Genomic DNA, 17,562 nt, shown 5'->3' on the forward strand with positions numbered 1-17,562 from the left:
GACGTCAGACCGACGCGACCCGGCCCGCCAGCTCTTCGGCGAGCCGGGTCGCGACGTCCAGTTCGGACGCTTCGACCATCACTCGCACCAACTGCTCGGTACCGCTGGGGCGCAACAGAACTCGACCCGATTCCCCGAGTTCGCGCTCGGCCGACGCCACGGCGTCCGAAACCGACGGTGCCGACGCCACCGCTGCTTTGTCGGACACTCGCACGTTGATCAGCACCTGCGGCAGTGTCCGCATGGCCGACGCCAGATCCGCCAGCGAACGCCCGGTCTGCGCCATCCGCTCCATCAGTCGCAGGGCAGTGGCGATTCCGTCTCCGGTCGTTCCGACCGCGGGCAACACGACGTGTCCGCTCTGCTCGCCGCCGAGCGCGAAGCCGCCGCGGCGCAACTCCTCGAGCACGTACCGATCTCCGACCGCGGTGGTGCGCAACGTGATTCCGGCCTCGCGCATCGCAATGTGCAGACCGAGGTTGCTCATCACCGTCGCGACCAACGTGTCGTCGGTCAAGTGGCCCGCGTCGTGCATCGCGATGGCCAGCACCGTCATGATCGCGTCGCCGTCCACCACGGAACCCGACGCATCGACGGCAAGGCATCGGTCCGCGTCTCCGTCGTGCGCGATACCGAGGTCGGCACCGTGCTCCACGACGGCCTTCTGCAAGCCCTCCAGGTGCGTCGACCCGCACCCGTCGTTGATGTTCAGCCCGTCGGGTTCTGCATTGATCGCCACGACGGTCGCGCCGGCCCGCCGGTAGATCTCGGGCCCGACGACCGAGGCTGCGCCGTGCGAGCAATCCACCACGACGGTCACGCCGTCGAGTCGATGCGACACCGACCCGGCGAGATGCTGGGTGTATCGCGCCGCAGCGTCGTGCGCGAGTTCGATACGGCCTATCGCGGCACCGGTGGCGTCGTAGGGCTGTTCGTCGTTCCGGGAGCGCCCCTCGGGATCGAGGGCAGCTTCTATCCGGTCTTCGACGTCGTCGTCCAGCTTGTGCCCACCCGCGGCGAAAATCTTGATTCCGTTGTCGAGCATCGCATTGTGGGATGCCGAGATCATCACACCGAGCGCCGCGTCGTATTCGGCCGTGAGGTAGGCGACTGCGGGTGTGGGCAGTACTCCGACGTCGATCACGTCGACACCCGACGCGGTGAGTCCGGCGCACACGGCTGCGCTCAGCATCGCCCCGCTCACCCGCGGGTCACGACCGACCACTGCCACAGCCCTGACTCCGTCGACCTTCGGTGCCAACACGGAGGCTGCGGCCCGCGCGATTCTCAACGCCAGCTCAGCGGTCAGAACCCCGCCCGCCAGTCCCCGAACTCCGTCGGTGCCGAACAATCGCGCCATGAACCAATAACCCCTTCGAGCGGAGAGAATGCGGTGAGAAATGCCTCGAGGGCAGGCGTCCGATACTGCTGGATGCCTGCCCTCGAGGATGAAACGGGTAAGACGCGTCAGCGCTTGGAGTACTGCGACGCCTTACGGGCCTTCTTCAGGCCGTACTTCTTGCGCTCGACTGCACGCGCGTCACGCGTGAGGTAGCCCGCGGCCTTGAGCGGCGGGCGATCGTCGGGTGCGAGCTCGATCAGTGCGCGCGAGATGGCCAGACGCAATGCGCCTGCCTGTCCCGACGGTCCGCCGCCGTGCAGCAGCGCGACGATGTCGAAGGACTCTGCGCGGTCCACCAGAACGAGCGGAGCCTTGATCAGCTGCTGGTGCACCTTGTTGGGGAAGTAATCCTCCAGGGTGCGGCCGTTGAGCTTGAATCCGCCGGTGCCCGAGGACAACCGAACGCGAGCGACGGCTTCCTTACGGCGACCGACGGTCTGGATCGGGCGATCGAACACGATCGGGGCCGGAGCGGCTGCGGCCTCGATGTCCGAGACGACCTCGGGATCTTCGACTGCCACGAACTCGTCGGCGGCGATCTCTTCGATGTTCTCCTGCGACGTCACGTCATTTCCCTCCGGCGCCGTCACTGGGACACCTGCTTGATCTCGAACGGAACGGGCTGCTGAGCGGCATGCGGGTGGTTCGGTCCCGCGTAGACCTTCAGCTTGCTCGCGATGGCACTACCGAGCTTGTTCTTGGGGATCATGCCGACAACGGCCTTCTCCACGAGACGATCGGGGTTGCTCTCGAGGACCTGACGGGTCGAGCGCGACTTCAGACCGCCCGGATGGCCGGAGTGGTGGTGGTGGAACTTGCCGTCGAGCTTGTTGCCGCTGATGGCAACCTTCTCGGCGTTGATGATGACGACGAAGTCGCCACCGTCGACGTTGGGTGCGTAGGTGGGCTTGTGCTTACCGCGGAGCAGAGTCGCGGCCTGGACGGCGAGGCGTCCGAGCACGACGTCCGTGGCGTCGATCACATGCCACGTCCGGGTGGTGTCCCCGGCCTTCGGGGCGTAAGTAGACACAGAAAATTCCTGTCTTCATGATGTCGCTGCTGGCCAAGACGAGTGGATGCCCCCGGCGGCCAGTTGAGACCCGAGGACAAGAGCTCGATACGCACACAAGTACGCGGCGAGCCCGTACACGCCAACGGGGAACGATACCGGGAGCGGACGCCCAGGTCAAAACGCCTCCGCTCGTCGACGCCTCGACTCGTCGTCCTCGTCAACGCAGGCGCACACACTGCATGCATCGACGGGCAGCGGGAAGAGCCTCGAGCCTGATCGCCGGGATCTCGCCACCGCACCGCTCGCAGGAACCGTACGTCCCGGCCGTGAGCCGCGAGACCGCCGCGTCGATCTCACGAATCTCGGTTTCGGTATCGGTGATCAGCGCCGCGATCTTCGCTCGCTCGAACGCGATCGTCGACCCCTCGGGATCGTGCTCGTCGTCGTCGGTGGTCAGCCGCGATCCTTCGATCACCGACGCCAGTTCGGCCCGCAGCGACGCCAGTCGATTCTCGGCACGAGACCGCTCGGCCCCCAGTACCGCTCCGAAGTCCGTCACCGGACCAGTAGACACCCAGGCGGTCGAAACCAGGACACCGAGCCCTCGAGAACCGGGCTCACCAGAAGACGAAAGCCCCGACCGATGTCTCGGTCGGGGCGTCCGCTCTTCTGTTCGTGACGACGGGTCAGCGAGCCATCCGCGCCTTGTTGGCCATCTCGACGCCGTGCATCGTCTCGCCACCGGTGCGGGCGGCCGCGACGAGGCTCGACAGAATGAGGTTGAGCTCGTCGGATGCAGAGGTCCACTGACGCTGCAGCTCGTAGTAGGACGTCATCGCGTCACCCTCCCAGGACTGGTAGAGCCGCTTCGCGGTGCTGTCCACGTCCCCGAGCAGGTCCTTGGTCACGTTCGCCTGCTTGTTCATCGCCTCGGTCAGCGCCGCGATCTGCGCGAAATCGTATTTCATGTCTGATCGGTCTCCTTGGTCGAGCATGGTCGTGTGGATTGTCGTGTGGTCACCGGATGCGACGTTCACTTGAACGAGGACAGTCCCGAGTTCAGGGATCCGGCCACCTGGTTCACGGCCGACACGTTGTCGTCGTCGGCGTCCGAGTAACCGTGGCCGTTGGTCTTGATGTCCGCGGAGATCTGTTCGAGCGCACTCCGCATCTTCTGCGCACTGGTGTCCCACTGGGCCATGACGTCCTGAAAGGACTTGCCTGCCTTGCCGACCCACGCCTCGGCGGTCTGCTCGACGATCGAGCGAACGGCCGAATTGGACGCGTTGATCGACACGCTCAGGCCTTCGATCGTGGCTCCGGCAGCGACGAGCTCCTGCGGTGTGACCGTGACGCCGTTCGACGAACCCGTTGCTTCCGGTCCCCCTGGATATCCCACTTCGACTCCTTGTCTTCGATACTCGATTCACGTGCACCCGCTGCGCACGTGCTGCTCGACCGAGAGGCCACTGTCGGCCCGCTCACTCCCCTACATCTCCTTTGACGCAACGCCCCCTCGATTCGGTTCCGACCGTGCGCGAAAAACTGTGGGCCGCTCTCACGACGCCGGAACGATGTCCAATGTCTGCGTTGCCTGTCCGCATTCGGCATCGATCACCGTCGCGTCGTCGCCCTCGAACTGGCAACCGATGCTGACCTGCAGGTCGGACTCGACGAACACGCGCCAGAGCACCGTCGAATAGTCGATCGGTCTCTCGATGTAGGCGATCCCGACGCGGCCGCCGAAATCGCGGGTGGGCTCGAGAGATCCGACGGTGGAATCCGGCCCACGGGCATCGATAGCCGACCGAAGCTCGTCGGCGACCTGCTCCTGCGTCGAGCCCGGCAGCAGGTCTGCCACGGTGACGACGATCCGACGCTCGGGCGGGGTCGGCGGAATCAGCACCATGCGGTCCGGGTCGTCCACCTTCGTCCAGGTGCCCGGCAACCGCATCGACACCCGCCCGAACACGAATGTCACCGTCTCGACCGGCGTCGGCGCGTCGGCCGTCGTGGTCGGCAGCGGTTCGACGACGGACGACGACGTGGCACTCGGGCCCATGGCAGGCGAAAAAGGTTGCGCCGCAGCACTACCGGAACCATCTGGAGACTGTCCGGCGAAGTACACAGCTGCGCAGACTATTGCGACGACCGCCGCCGCGGCACCCGCCACGAGCACTGGTGGACGCCGCTTCTCCCGCGGCCGCCGCGGTGCGGTGACGTCGTCGAGCCATGCCGCCGATCGCGTCGTCGCGGCACGGACCGTCGGTGCCGGGACGAGGTCCGCCCCGGCTCGCCGGTACAGCGACCTGGAGACGTCGAGTCCGGTCAACCATCGAGTGGGGTGATCGACGACGGGATCCGCTCCGTCACCGGGCACCCCCACCACGTACACCTCGTCGGGACAGTGCGGGACCGACGACCGAACGTACTCCCCGACCGCTCGTCGCCAACCATTGTCGTCACCCGTACCGAACGGCAGGATCGCGCCGGTGTCTCCGCCGTGCGCCCCCGATTCGTCGAGGACGACGACGGACGTATCGAGGGGCCCGACTTCGACGACGACTGCGGCGGACGGCGCGCGTTCACCCGACCACGACAGGGCCGCCTCGGCCGTCTCCACGAGCACCACCTCGTTCGCCGAGGTCGCGAACAGTGCGCGAACAATGCCCGATCGCTGCTCGCCCCAGGTCGACGGATACGCGATCTCGAGCACGTCGAGTCGGTCGTGCACCCCGGCACCCTGCAGGGCCGACCACACGATTCCGTGGAGTACCGCCTCCCGGTCCCACACCGTGCTCCCCACCGGGATCGACGCATCGTCGATACAGAGCAGGGGCGGAATCTCGTCTCCCGCCGCGCCCCGGCCGAACACCAGGCGGCCACCCTCCACCGTGGCGAACGCCGATCCGACGCTCTCTCGCGGACCCTCGAAGGCTCCGCCCGTGGCGACGACGGATATCTCCGTGTAGCCCAGATGCACTGCGGCATAACGCCACGAGGGGCTCGTCAACTCGAATGTCCGAGCTGGACGAGTGCCTGGCCCGAGCGGTCGACGAATACCCCACGTCCGGGCGGCATGGCGCTGGGACGTACCGTCCCGAGCAGATTCCCCTCGTCGCGGCTTCCGCTCATGACCAGTCCCGGCGTCACCAGATCGCGCAACCGTCCGATCACCGGGTCGAACAGCGCCCGGCCTGCCCCGCCGGAACGACGCGCGACGATGACGTGCAGCCCGATGTCCCGTGCATGGGGAAGGTGTTCCACCAACGGGGCCAACGGATTTCCCGACGACGTGGCGACCAGGTCGTAGTCGTCGACGACGACGAACACCTCCGGGCCGTTCCACCACGACCGTTCGCGAAGCTGCTGCTGGGTCACGTCCGCACCCGGCATGCGATCGGCCATGCGGCCGGCGAGGTCGACGAGCATGGCCGTCAGCGTCGCCTGCGAGGCCGCATACCCGGCCAGATGCTCGGAATCGACTGCGCCGAGGAGAGTTCGGCGATAGTCCGCGACGATGAGTTTGACCGAGTCGGACGAGTTCGCCTCGACGAGCGATCGACAGATTCCGCGCAACAGAGAAGTCTTGCCGCACTCGCTGTCGCCGAACACGACGAAGTGTGGATTCTCCGCGAAATCGACCACGACCGGTGCCAATTCGGCCTCGTCGATGCCGATGGGAACTCCGAGCTCGGGGATACCGCCACGGGTTCGCGGCCACGCATCGCCGAGTCGATCGAGAACTGCGGATCGTTCGAGCAGCTCCGGCAGCATCCGCACCGGCGGCGCCGGGGTTCCCGCGGATGCAGCCGTGATCGCGGCGACCGACTCACCGACGGCGCGAGACAGGTCGTCGACGGAACAGACGTCGTCCACCCGTGGAAGTGCGATCAGCAGATGCAGTCCGTCCCTTGTCATGCCCCGGCCCGGACGCCCCTCGGGAACGCTCGCGGCCTTGGCTCGGCCCATGTCCGAATCAGACGGATCTCCCAGCCGCAGTTCCAGTCGGGTACCGATCAGGTCCTTGGTCGCAGGCCGAACTTCCGCCCACCGCGATGCGGTGAGGATCAGGTGCAGACCGAAGGCGAGGCCCTGCGTCGTCAAGGTGGCGATCTGCTGTTCGAGACTCTCGAAATCGGACCTGATGGACGGCCAGCCGTCGATGACGAGAAAGACGTCACCGAACCGATCCTCGGGGTCGACGGGTTGGGTTGCGCGTCGACGTCGGAACTCCGCCATCGAGTCGATCCCGCGATCACGGAATGTCCTCTCTCGCTGCCGAACGACGCCGGCGACCTCGGCCACGGTCCGCCGAACCCGATCGACATCGAGTCGGTTGGCCACCGATCCGACGTGCGGCAGATCGGCCAGCCCGGCCAGCGTTCCGCCGCCGAAATCCAAACAGTAGAACTGGACCTGCGCGGGCGAGTGCGTCATCGCGAGAGCCAGGATCAACGACCGAAGCGCCGTCGACTTACCCGATTGCGGGGCACCGACGATGGCGACGTGGCCTGCAGCACCGGACAGATCGACGGTCAGCAGATCGCGGCGCTGATCGAAAGGCCGGTCGATGATGCCGATCGGGGCACGCAGGGCGGCGAGCGGACCGATGCGCTCGGTCAGAACCGATCCGGGCAGCAACCGGTTCAACGTCGGTGCGGTGTCCAACGGCGGCAACCACACCTCGTGGGCCGGCATTCCGCGACCCCGAATTCGTCCGACGACCACGTCGAGCACCGTCGCACCGGTGCTCTCGGAGTCGACCGGATCGGGCTGCGCCTCCGGCGCAGTGGCAGCCTCGATGCGGCCGAGATCGATGGAGTCGAGCGGTACCGCGTAGGCGGTGAAGGGCTTCGGCCTGATGTCGCCTCCGAGCGTGGGCCGCGCGCCAGGACCGGAACGCGGCGGCGCGTACGGACCGGAGACGTACGCCGCAGCGAACCTGACGATCTCGGCCGAATCGCACTTGAGGTAGCCCGCACCCGGCTGCGCAGGCAGGTGATAGGCGTCGGGAACTCCGAGCACCGATCGAGACTCGTTCGCGGAGAACGTCTTCAGGCCTATTCGGTACGAAAGATGACTGTCGAGACCGCGCAATTTTCCTTCTTCGAGGCGCTGGCTGGCGAGCAGCAAGTGCATGTGGAGAGACCGTCCGAGTCGGCCGATCGCGACGAACAGTTCGGCGAATTCAGGTTGCTGGCTGAGCAATTCCGAGAACTCGTCGACCACCACGAACAGGGCGGGCATCGGTGCCAGGTCCGCTCCCGCGGCTCGTGCCCTCAGGTAGTCGGAGACGTTCGCGAAGTTGCCGGCCGAACGCAGCGACTCCTGCCGACGGTTCATCTCACCGGCCAACGCATCGCGCATTCGATCCACCAACGCCAGGTCCTCGGACAGGTTGGTGATGACCGCGGCCACGTGCGGTGCCGACTCCAGGCCAGTGAATGTCGCGCCGCCCTTGAAGTCGACGAGGACCAGGTTCAGCTGTTCCGGCGAGTGAGTCGACACCAAGCCGAGCACGAGCGTGCGGAGGAACTCGGATTTTCCGGAACCCGTTGCCCCGATACACAATCCGTGAGGTCCCATGCCGTTCTCGGCGGATTCCTTCAGATCGATCTCGACGGCGCTGCCATCGGGGGCGACACCGATCGGTACCCGCAGCCTCTCGCGTCCGCGCCGCATCGTCCACGCTCGATCCGTGTCGAATGCGCCGACATCGGCGATACCGACCAGGCTGTTCCATCCCGAGATCGGGGTTCCGCCGTCGTCCACGACGTCGACGACCGACGAGGACGACGGCGCACGATACGGCGACAGGCGTCGAGCCACGGCGTGCGCCTGGGTGGTGCTCATCGAATCCGCGACGGCGAACACCTCGACCGTGGTTCCGCTGACCGCTCCGATCGACCCGTTCTCGGCGAAGAGTTGGAGACCACGCGATGCGGCGAGTCCGGGGCACAGGCCGGACAGATCGATGATCGTGACGGAATCGAGGCCCGTGTCGGTGAGATCGGTCGATCGGTTGTCCAGAAGCCCGCCGTCCACCACGATCACCAACTGCACGACGCCTGCAACCGGCACAGCTCCGCGCGCGAACCGATTCCGCATCGACAGCACGTCGCCGAGCGCGCCCTCGAGTTCGAGGAAACTGCCGAAGATCATCCGAGCGGACCCGGCCCCGTCGCGCAGAGCGTCGTGCTGAGTGTGCGGAAGCCACTTGGCCCACTCCCACTGCTGCACGGTGTCCGGACCGCAGACGATCGCGACAGCGACGTGGTCGGGTCCGTGAAAGCTGCACAGCGAGGCCAACATCGCGCGCACCATGGCTCGGGCGTCGTCTCGGTCTCCGGCGATGGACAACGCCGCGAATCCCCTCAGTGACACCGCAGTCGGCAGCGCGGCCACCACCGAATGCGCCCGTACGAAACGCCGCAGAGACACTGCCGAGACGGGTTCGAGTTCTTCCACCGGCCCGGTCTCCGGTGGAACCAGTCGAGTGGCAAGCCGCTGATCCCCAAGGCCGACGCGTACGTGGGCGAAATCCGGATCCGACAGTCGCCGTTCCCACATCCGCTCGGTTCCGGCGATCGACCACAATGTCTCGGGGGCCGGGTGACTCCATTCGAGCGCTCGGCGTTGCGCGCGCTCGGTCTCGGCGACGTCGCGGCGGAGCTGATCCAGATAGCGGAGGTAGTCCTTGCGGTCCTCGTTCGCCTCGGCCGTCCGCGCTCCGCCCGACTTCCCGCCACCGGCCAACATCCCCACCATGGACATCAACATCATGGCCGGGAACATCAACATCATCGGGTTCGCCGCTGCCCCGGAGGTGAACATCAGCGCGACCATCCCGACCATCGCGGCCACCATCACCAGCGGCATCAGCTTCATCAGCAGATTGCCCGGCACCGCGCGCGGGATCTCCGGCGGCGACTGCAGGGTGACTTCACCGCCCGGCGATCGAGGTACTTCCCGTCGGGCACCGCGAACGAAACGCACGGTACTCATCGATCCGCCCCCACGGCCACGCCCCCAAGAACTGCATCGCGGCGGCCTCCCCCCGAGGCCGCAGGACGACAGGCTAACGCATCGAAGACCGGGTGGTCCACAGCTGCCGTCCCACCCCCGGAGGGTCGAGAAATAGAACGCTGCCCGACGCCGTTGCACTCTGATGTGGCTCTTCGGCCGCGTGCTCGACGAACGAAAGGCTGGCCCCAACCGTGTCCGTACCTCTGTCCATCCTCGATCTCGCTCATGTCGGCGAGGGCGAAACAGTCCGCGACAGCTTCGATGCAAGCGTCGCACTCGCTCAGCATGCCGAGAACTGGGGATACCGACGCATCTGGTACGCCGAGCACCACAACATGAAGACGATCGCGTCGTCGGCCACGTCGGTTCTCATCGCGCACGTCGCTGCCAACACCGAGCGAATCCGGCTCGGATCCGGCGGGATCATGCTTCCCAATCACGCGCCGCTGACCATTGCCGAGCAGTTCGGCACCTTGGCGACGCTGCACCCGGGACGAATCGATCTGGGTCTGGGCCGCGCCCCCGGCAGCGACCAGGTGACGATGCGGGCGATGCGGCGCGATCCCGCGTCGTCCGATCGCTTTCCCCAGGACGTCCAGGAACTGCAGGGCTACCTGTCGTCCGAGTCCCTGATCCCCGGAGTGAGTGCGACTCCCGGCGCCGGTACCGAGGTACCGCTGTACATCCTTGGGTCGTCGCTCTTCGGCGCGCAGCTCGCTGCCGCACTCGGCCTGCCCTTTGCGTTCGCCTCGCACTTCGCACCCGACGCCCTCGAGCAGGCCGTCGAGATCTATCGACGCGACTTCCGACCGTCCGCGCAATTGTCGGAGCCGCACCTGATCGTGGGTGTGAACGTGATCGCGGCCGATTCGCTGGCCGAGGCACAGGCGCAGTTCCTGCACACCAAGCGCAGTCGCGTCAGCCTGCTGCTCGGCCGCGGCCGGACCTTCACCGACGAAGAAGCCGACATGGTCCTCGAAGCGCCTGCGGGCCAACAGATCGCGAAGATGACCAAGTACTCGGCGGTCGGCACTGCGGACATGGTGAAGGACTACCTCGATCGATTCGCCGAACGCACGGGGGCGGACGAGCTGATTGTCGCGTCCGGTGTGTCCGACCGCGCATCGTGGCTTCGCTCGTTCGAGTTGCTCGCACAGGTCAGTGATCTGGTTCCTGCCTGAGAGCTGCGCGCGTCGCCGGCAGATCCCGACGGGCGGTTGCTTGTCGCCGTGATGTCGTAAGGTTTGGACACCGATGCCCACTGGGGCGGGCATCGGCACGCGAATCGTACGTATCCGGGGGGATCTTCATGACACGCGCCGACAGCCGTCCATCGGCCGGCCATGCGCCGCCGCGCACAGCACCTGCCGATCCGACACAGTCACCCACCGCGCCGGACACGAGTCGGCGGGCGTCGGGCGCGCAGGCCGTCTTCGCGCAGGAAGTCTGTCGGGTGACGGTATTGGCCAGGTCCACGCAGGTGGACATGGCGCTGCCGGTGGACGTTCCGGTATCGCTTCTCGTTCCGGGAATCGTCGACATGATTTCGGCTCATAGTCCTGGTTCGGGACGCGGTGAGCCGAGCGACGGGGATCGAGCGTCGGACGGGTTGCCCGTTGCGTGGACGCTCGCACGGATCGGGTTTCCACCGTTGTCGCCGACTGCGACGTTGGCCGAGCTGTCGGTGCGAGACGGGGAACTGCTCGTGCTGGGTGTAGCCGAGCGCCCCGCGCCGGTTCCGCTGTTCGACGACCTCATGTATTCCGTTGCACGGTCGGGTAGTGACGATGTTCCGCACTGGACTGCCCGTACGGCGCGGACAGTGGGTTCGGTCGTCACCGGTCTGCTGGTGTTGCTGGCGTGCGCGGTCGTGTTGCGTGAGCCGATCCGCGCGGGAACCGAGCACGTCGGCAGTCTCGTCGAGGGGCTGGCTGCCGTCACTGCGTCGATTCTCTTCGCGATTGCGGGTGTGATTCTGGGGCGGGTGTATCACCAGAACGCCGTCGCTGTCCTCCTCGGCGGATGTGCCGTCGCGCTGATGTTCACCGGCGGAACCGTGCTGGTACCCGGGCAGTTCGGTGCGGCTCAGCTGATGTTGGGTTCGGCCATGGCAGGCGCTGTGGCGCTGCTGTCACTTCGTATCGGCGGGACCGGGTTCGCTGTGTTCACCGCTGCGATCGTGCTCGCACTGCTGACGTTCGCTGCTTCGGTGTGCACATTGTTCACCTCCGTTCCGCAGCCGACCATCGGCACGGCGGCTGCCCTCACCGGCCTGGCGGGGATTGCGCTCTCTGCCCGAGTGTCGATGATGCAGGCCAAGTTGCCGCTTCCACCGGTTCCCACCGCAGGAGCACCGTTGGACACGGTGGAGGAAGCCGAACTCGACGCGATCTCGTTCGCCGATCTGCAGGCCGCCGCAGCCCGGGCGCGTAGCTGTCTGACCGGATTGCTGTCGGCGTTCACCGTCGCCGTGGTGGCGGGCGTGCTCGTTGCGGCGGCAGCCGACTCCGCCGGTGGCGTGCGGTGGCCTGCGGTCGCGCTCGCGGGATTGTGCGCGCTCGTCCTGCTGCTGCGTGGACGCACCTATGCGGTGGTGACCCACGCTGTTCCGCTGGTCGCAGGCGGAACGACAATTCTGCTGGCGCTCCTCGTCGGTGCGGTCGTTGCACTACCCGAATACTCTCTCGCCCTGTTCGGTGTGGCACTGGCCGGCGCAGTGACGGCATCGATCTTCGGGGCTTTCGTGCCCACACGCACGTATTCGCCGGTGATCCGGCGATCGGCAGAACTGCTCGAATACGCCACCATCGCTCTGGTCATTCCGATCGCAGTGTGGGTGTGCGGTCTGTACAGCGTCGTTCGCGGGCTGTGATTGCGCGCAAGCAGCGAACGATCGTCATTGCAGCGTTCACTGCTCTCGCCCTGTCGTTCGACGCGGTCGTCGGCGTGTATCCGGCACGCGCCGAACGTCCGGTGATCGACCCGTTCCAGCTGCCTCCGCCGAGTCCTCCCGGCCCTCTCGAACCAACGGAACAGAAGAACGCCTGCGCCCTTCCGTCCGCGGCCACCGATGTTCAGGACGTGCCGACCGCGCTGAAGGCGCTCGACTTCGCATCGGTCTGGCCCATCACCCGTGGGGCAGGTCAAACGGTTGCCGTCATCGACACCGGGGTCACCGCTCATCCACGCCTACCGGGTCTGATCGCCGGCGGTGACTACGTCAGCGCAGGTGACGGATTGTTCGACTGCGATGCGCACGGGACGATGGTCGCCGGCCTGATCGCCGCACAGTCCGCACCGGGCAGCGGATTCGCCGGAGGCGCACCCGATGCACGAATTCTGTCGATTCGTCAGTCCAGCAATGTCTTTCAGATCGTCGACAACAGGCCGGAGGAGGAGCAGGCGGGCGAGCCGGAGAACGCCGCCGGCTACGGCAACGTTCGCACCATGGCCATGGCCATCCGAACTGCGGTGGACTCGGGTGCTTCGGTCATCAACATCTCCGAGGTCGCCTGCGTGCCCGCGGGAGGCGGTGTGCCCGACGGTCCGCTCGGTGCGGCCGTGCAGTACGCGGTCCGAGAAAAGAATGTCGTCGTCGTTGCAGCAGCCGGTAATCTCGGCAGCGCGGCCTGCCAGGCCCAGAACCCGATGACCGACCCGCTTCGGCCCGACGCGGACCCGTGGGCCTCCTTCGCGACCATCGCCACTCCGGCGTGGTTCGACGACGTGTTGACGGTCGGCTCGGTCGAGTCGGATGGCACACCGTCTTCGTTCAGCCTGGCCGGTCCGTGGGTCGACGTCGCGGCTCCGGGTTCGAATATGACCTCGCTGTCGCCGACGGGCAACGGACTGGCGAACGGCACCCGGGGCACCGATGGCGTGATTCCCATGACCGGAACCAGCTTCGCGGCACCGCTGGTGGCTGCGGTGGCGGCGCTGGTGCGCGCCCACCGGCCCGAACTGTCGGCGCTCGAGGTGGTGGACCGGATCGAACGAACCGCGCATGCGCCGGCCGAAGGGTGGAATCCCCTCGTCGGCCACGGCATCGTCGATCCGCTTGCCGCAGTGACCGATTCGGTGACACCGGCTCCCCTGTCGGTGCCTGCGGACAGTGTCGCGATGAGTGCGCCGTTGCCACCGCCCGCGCCGGATCATCGCCCGCGGACCGCAGCGGTCACCGGTTCGGTGCTGGTGGCGGTGATCCTGGCGCTCGGGCTCGCACTGTCGGTGCCGCTGCGCCGACGCGGCAGACCCGACTGAGCCGGACGCTACTTCGTGGGAAGTGCCGCGGCCTGCGGGTCGGGAGCAACACCGTCGTGCATCGTCAGGGCTTGGCCGCGCCCCAGAGTGGGCCCACTGCCGAGCAATTGGAGTATCTGCCAGGGTGCCGGTGCAGGCGGCCCGAACCCCAGCGCTGACGCGGCCTCGGCACCGTCGACGCCGTAGCGCACTCCGGTGTCGGCCACGAAGAAGACGCTGCCCTGACGCGTACTCGACGTCGAGATACCGGTACTGCGCACGAATCCGCCGCTGCCGGGTGCCAGATAGACCTGGTCGACGGCGTCGCCGCCGCCATCGGCCTGAGCCAACGCAACCGGTTGTGCCCCGGTCTCGAGCGGCAACCCACGACCGGCGGACTCGATCAGTCGGGCCGACGGTCCGCCGTCGGCCACTGTGAGTGGCTCCCACGTCAGGCATCCGACAGGGCGCTCACCGGTATCGACTATCTCGGGAGTGGTCGCCGGGAACGTCGACACCTCCAGTCCGGACGAGGTTTTGGGAGCATCCGCGAGCAGGTCGGGATTGACGGCTGCGATATCAGGACTGCCCTGCGAATCGGTGAACTTGATGAGCAGTGCCGCAGTTTCGTTGATCGCTTGGATTCCGTCCTCGAGAACCACGTAGTACTGGACGTCGCGACCGGCGACCTGGACGACCGAACCGATCGTCCGGCCGTCGAACGGGAACGCAGGGGCCTCGCCCGCTCGAGGAACGAACGGTGCTGCGACGGGCGGCGATTCGGGCACGGAGTTGAGCAGACCGGTACTGACCGGGGACGGCGTCGCGTCCTCCAGTCCCAGTGCGCGGACCACTGCCCTGTTGTTCAGATCGACCGGCGATCTGGTGCCGTCGTGCACCAGATACGCAGTGCCGTTGGATGTCCAGAGAAACGCCTCGGAATCGGCGAGCGGAGCCGTGCTGTCACCGTAGCGAGGATCGCCCACCACCACCGTTGTCGAGGTCACTCCTGCGATCGGGTCGACGGTGTCGCAGACGGTCCACGATTGCGCGCTGCCGTCACCGTCGTGCGGCAGCGCAGACGGAGCACCGGGAATCCCCACCAGTGCGCCGCGGGGTCGTGACGACAACTCGGATTCCTTGACCGTCAACGGATTGTCCGGCTTTCCGACGATCAATCGAGCCGACGCGAGATTGAGGACCGGATGAAACACGTCGTCCACTTTCACGAACATCGCGGCCGAGTCCTTGCCGACCACGATCGACGCGTCGCCGATCTTGTCCTGTGGCCGAAACAGTGCCAGGGCAGCGCATCCCGCCAAGCCGATGCAGGCGATGACGACACCCACCAACAGTGCTCGCGACTGCGACTTCATCGGGTCGTGCAGCATCCGAACGTCGCGCCTGATCAGCGCGTGTTCCATCCTGCGGACGAGAAAGCGATAACCGCCAACCTGCCACTTCGTTGTCGGCGTCGACGCCACGATTCCTCCCCAGGATTGTGCAGACGACCCGATCCCCATTCGGGTCACGCGACACAGTACAGTTCGTCCGCACACCTCGGCGACCGCGTTGGCGGTCATCGACGGGGCACTGCGACCTTCGGGGGGAGGGTTTCGATGACGCGTACCGGTTGGGCAGGGCGGGGGCGAGCTTCCGGTCCTTTCGTCGCGCCCACGGTCCGGCGGGTGATCGTGGCCGAGTCCGCAGCCGTGGCGACCGGTCTGGCTCTGTCGGCGGCGCAGGTTCGGCCCGGGTGGGTACTACTCGCCGCTGCCGCAGTAGCGCTGGCTCCGTTCGTGGCCGTTCGGCGCAGACCGGTCGTCGACTGGGTTCGGGCCATCTGGCGGTTTCTCGCCGATCGCGCCCCCGCTGTGGGCGTGACCACGGAACACACCGACACCGCAGACGGCCCGGTCGGGGTCCACTGGCAGCGCGACACCGTCACCTGCACCATCGAAATCACCGCTCCCGAACACGCCACCACGGTCCTCGGCCGGGCGAGCGCCGAGACGCAGCACGCACTTCCCGTCGATGCGTTGGCGTCGTGTCTACGACAGCACGACATCGAGGTCTGCTCGATCGACGTCGTCGTACTCGGTTTCCGCAGTTCGGCCGGTTCGGTCGCCGCCGAGGTGTACGAGGGACTCATCGGTCCGCTGCCTGCAGTAGCGGTGCGAACCGTCTGGGTGGCAGTCACTCTCGACCTGCGCGCGAATGCTCGAGCGATCGAGGTCAGAGGCGGAGGCAGGTCCGGCGGCGCCCGCACGGCTGTTGTCGCGACGACGCGGGTCCTTCGCGCTCTCCGCGCCCACGGTCTGTCCTCGCGACTGTTGACGGGCTCCGAACTCCGGACGGCCGTGTTGCACCTCTGTCAGGGGGTGAGTACCGACGATCTGACCCAGACTTGGTCGACAGCACCCCTGCCGGGTGCGTCGAGCACGGTATTCGGAATCGATTGCAGCGCAGTAACTGCCGAGGACATCGCTACTCTGTGGGCAACACCGTCACTCGGAACGACGATGTCCTTCCACCTGCAGCCGAGCCGCGACACCGGAAAGGTGCGCCTGCGTGGGTCGTGCAGATTCGCCGCCAGGACACCCATCACGAAGCCTCGTGTACGCGCGTTGACCTCGATGAGCGCAAGTCAGCGTGACGGCATCCTCGCACAGCTTCCGTTGGCCGTACCCGCACCGAATTCATTGTCTCCCAGCCGAATACTCGACATCTCGACGCTGAACGAGTTGATGCTCCCCGTGAGCGGCTGCGGCCAGCTGCTGGGATCCGACGCCCGCGGACACGGCGTCGCGGTGCGGCTGTTCGGACCGGGACTGACTCGGGTTCGAATCGTCGGAGAGCTCTATCTCGCTCGGCAACTGCTCTTCCGCGCCATCGCCACCGGCGCCAGAGTCCTCGTCCGCACCGACCGCCCCCATGCCTGGCGCGCGCTGCTCGACGCCATCGGCGCTCCCGATCGACTACTGGTCGATGGCACCACGTTCCGATCCCGCCCGTCCTACGACGTGATCCTCGTCGACTTCGCCGACGGTTCGGCACCGCCTGCGCAACAGGGACTTTCGGGCGTCACCGTGATCTCGCTGTTCGAGCACGTGCCGCGGACCGGCCACACCGAGCAGGAGCGAGGCGTGCCGCGATCGGAGCCGAATCTGACGATCGTCCAGCCCCATGCGTCGGGTGATCGAATTCGAGTCCGGTCCGGTCCACTCGACGTCGAGTTGACGCTGGTCACGATTCCTCAGGAGACGGCGTTCATCGGCCGGCCCAGGAGTCTGCGCCCTGCGGTACGTACGTGACCGATTCTCAACCGGGGTAGTCCGCCCGCCCACGAGCGCCGGCCACTGCGTCGGCCCACCATTCGAGCTGGTCGAGAAGACGCCCGAGAGCGTCGACGGCGGCTGCGTCGTCGATGCGTCCCGACTCGTCGAACCGCTTGCGCACCCGATGCAGCGACACGGCGTCCCGGACGGAGACCATGTGCAGTTCGGCGGTGATCTGCCGTAGCTGTTCGGTGGCTCGAATTCCTCCGCCGAGCCCACCGTAGGAGACGAATCCCACCGGCTTGCCACGCCACTCGTACTTCACCGTGTCGAGGGCAGTCTTCAACGAACCGGGCACGCCGTGGTTGTACTCGGGGGTGACGAACACGAAGGCATCGGCGCGTCCGACGGTCCGGGTGAAGCGTTCGGAGTCCTCGCACGGAACGAGGGAGTTCGGCAGATCGAACTCGGCCAAGTCGACGTCGACCACCTCGACGGTGGCGCGTTCGGTGGCGACACCTCGGACCCAGGCGGCGACTGTCGGTCCCACTCGACCGGCGCGCACACTACCGACGACGATCGCGAGCTGTATCGGCTGCATC

13 protein-coding genes and 1 pseudogene are annotated in these 17,562 nt (G+C 66.7%); 4 read left to right on the forward strand and 10 right to left on the reverse strand.

Translation table 11 applies throughout. The features are described from left to right. Nucleotides 1–4 precede the first annotated feature (4 nt). The 8 genes and pseudogenes from glmM to eccCa all read right to left on the reverse strand — a co-directional run bounded on the left by glmM (nucleotide 5) and on the right by eccCa (nucleotide 9,422). A complete protein-coding gene (gene glmM, locus CH251_RS03085) occupies nucleotides 5–1,360 on the reverse strand; it encodes a phosphoglucosamine mutase (RefSeq protein WP_094611795.1) in 1,356 nt (451 codons plus the stop codon). Nucleotides 1,361–1,467: 107 nt separating this feature from the next. Beyond that, on the reverse strand, nucleotides 1,468–1,992 hold the full coding sequence (gene rpsI, locus CH251_RS03090; RefSeq protein WP_032397516.1) for a 30S ribosomal protein S9: 525 nt from the start codon (nucleotides 1,990–1,992) through the stop codon (nucleotides 1,468–1,470). Next, nucleotides 1,989–2,432 (reverse strand): 50S ribosomal protein L13, encoded by a 444-nt coding sequence (gene rplM, locus CH251_RS03095; protein ID WP_037188282.1) that lies wholly within the window; start codon nucleotides 2,430–2,432, stop codon nucleotides 1,989–1,991. Before rplM ends, rpsI begins: the two co-directional genes overlap by 4 nt. A gap of 199 nt (nucleotides 2,433–2,631) precedes the next feature. Beyond that, nucleotides 2,632–2,973, reverse strand: coding sequence for a TraR/DksA C4-type zinc finger protein (locus CH251_RS03100; RefSeq protein WP_094611796.1), 342 nt, complete (start codon nucleotides 2,971–2,973; stop codon nucleotides 2,632–2,634). Nucleotides 2,974–3,100: 127 nt separating this feature from the next. Beyond that, nucleotides 3,101–3,382 (reverse strand): WXG100 family type VII secretion target, encoded by a 282-nt coding sequence (locus CH251_RS03105; protein WP_128645625.1) that lies wholly within the window; start codon nucleotides 3,380–3,382, stop codon nucleotides 3,101–3,103. Nucleotides 3,383–3,447: 65 nt separating this feature from the next. Further along, a complete protein-coding gene (locus CH251_RS03110) occupies nucleotides 3,448–3,813 on the reverse strand; it encodes a WXG100 family type VII secretion target (RefSeq protein ID WP_179273621.1) in 366 nt (121 codons plus the stop codon). Nucleotides 3,814–4,047: 234 nt separating this feature from the next. Further along, nucleotides 4,048–5,397, reverse strand: a pseudogene (locus tag CH251_RS03115) (type VII secretion-associated protein); the annotation flags it as partial. Between the two features lie 26 nt (nucleotides 5,398–5,423). Then, nucleotides 5,424–9,422 (reverse strand): type VII secretion protein EccCa, encoded by a 3,999-nt coding sequence (gene eccCa, locus CH251_RS03120; RefSeq protein ID WP_094611800.1) that lies wholly within the window; start codon nucleotides 9,420–9,422, stop codon nucleotides 5,424–5,426. 212 nt (nucleotides 9,423–9,634) lie between these two features. On the opposite strand from eccCa, the gene CH251_RS03125 reads away from it, so the two are divergent. The 3 genes from CH251_RS03125 to mycP all read left to right on the forward strand — a co-directional run bounded on the left by CH251_RS03125 (nucleotide 9,635) and on the right by mycP (nucleotide 13,703). Continuing rightward, a complete protein-coding gene (locus CH251_RS03125; protein WP_094611801.1) occupies nucleotides 9,635–10,624 on the forward strand; it encodes an LLM class flavin-dependent oxidoreductase in 990 nt (329 codons plus the stop codon). Between the two features lie 128 nt (nucleotides 10,625–10,752). Then, entirely contained in the window at nucleotides 10,753–12,315 is a 1,563-nt protein-coding gene (gene eccD / locus CH251_RS03130; RefSeq protein WP_094611802.1) for a type VII secretion integral membrane protein EccD, read from the forward strand. Then, entirely contained in the window at nucleotides 12,315–13,703 is a 1,389-nt protein-coding gene (gene mycP, locus CH251_RS03135; RefSeq protein ID WP_373454910.1) for a type VII secretion-associated serine protease mycosin, read from the forward strand. Before eccD ends, mycP begins: the two co-directional genes overlap by 1 nt. Nucleotides 13,704–13,711: 8 nt before the next feature. Here mycP and eccB read toward each other — a convergent pair whose 3' ends face one another. After that, complete coding sequence (gene eccB / locus CH251_RS03140) at nucleotides 13,712–15,205, reverse strand: type VII secretion protein EccB (RefSeq protein ID WP_256978789.1); 1,494 nt, start codon at nucleotides 15,203–15,205, stop codon at nucleotides 13,712–13,714. 96 nt (nucleotides 15,206–15,301) lie between these two features. Here eccB and eccE point away from each other — a divergent pair, with 96 nt between their 5' ends. Next, complete coding sequence (gene eccE / locus CH251_RS03145; RefSeq protein ID WP_094611803.1) at nucleotides 15,302–16,996, forward strand: type VII secretion protein EccE; 1,695 nt, start codon at nucleotides 15,302–15,304, stop codon at nucleotides 16,994–16,996. A 7-nt stretch (nucleotides 16,997–17,003) separates the two neighbouring features. Here eccE and CH251_RS03150 read toward each other — a convergent pair whose 3' ends face one another. Continuing rightward, complete coding sequence (locus CH251_RS03150) at nucleotides 17,004–17,561, reverse strand: NADPH-dependent FMN reductase (protein WP_094611804.1); 558 nt, start codon at nucleotides 17,559–17,561, stop codon at nucleotides 17,004–17,006. Nucleotide 17,562 lies beyond the last annotated feature (1 nt).

It is taken from the genome of Rhodococcus sp. 06-462-5 (assembly GCF_002258315.1).
In the GTDB taxonomy this organism is placed as follows: Bacteria; Actinomycetota; Actinomycetes; order Mycobacteriales; family Mycobacteriaceae; genus Rhodococcoides.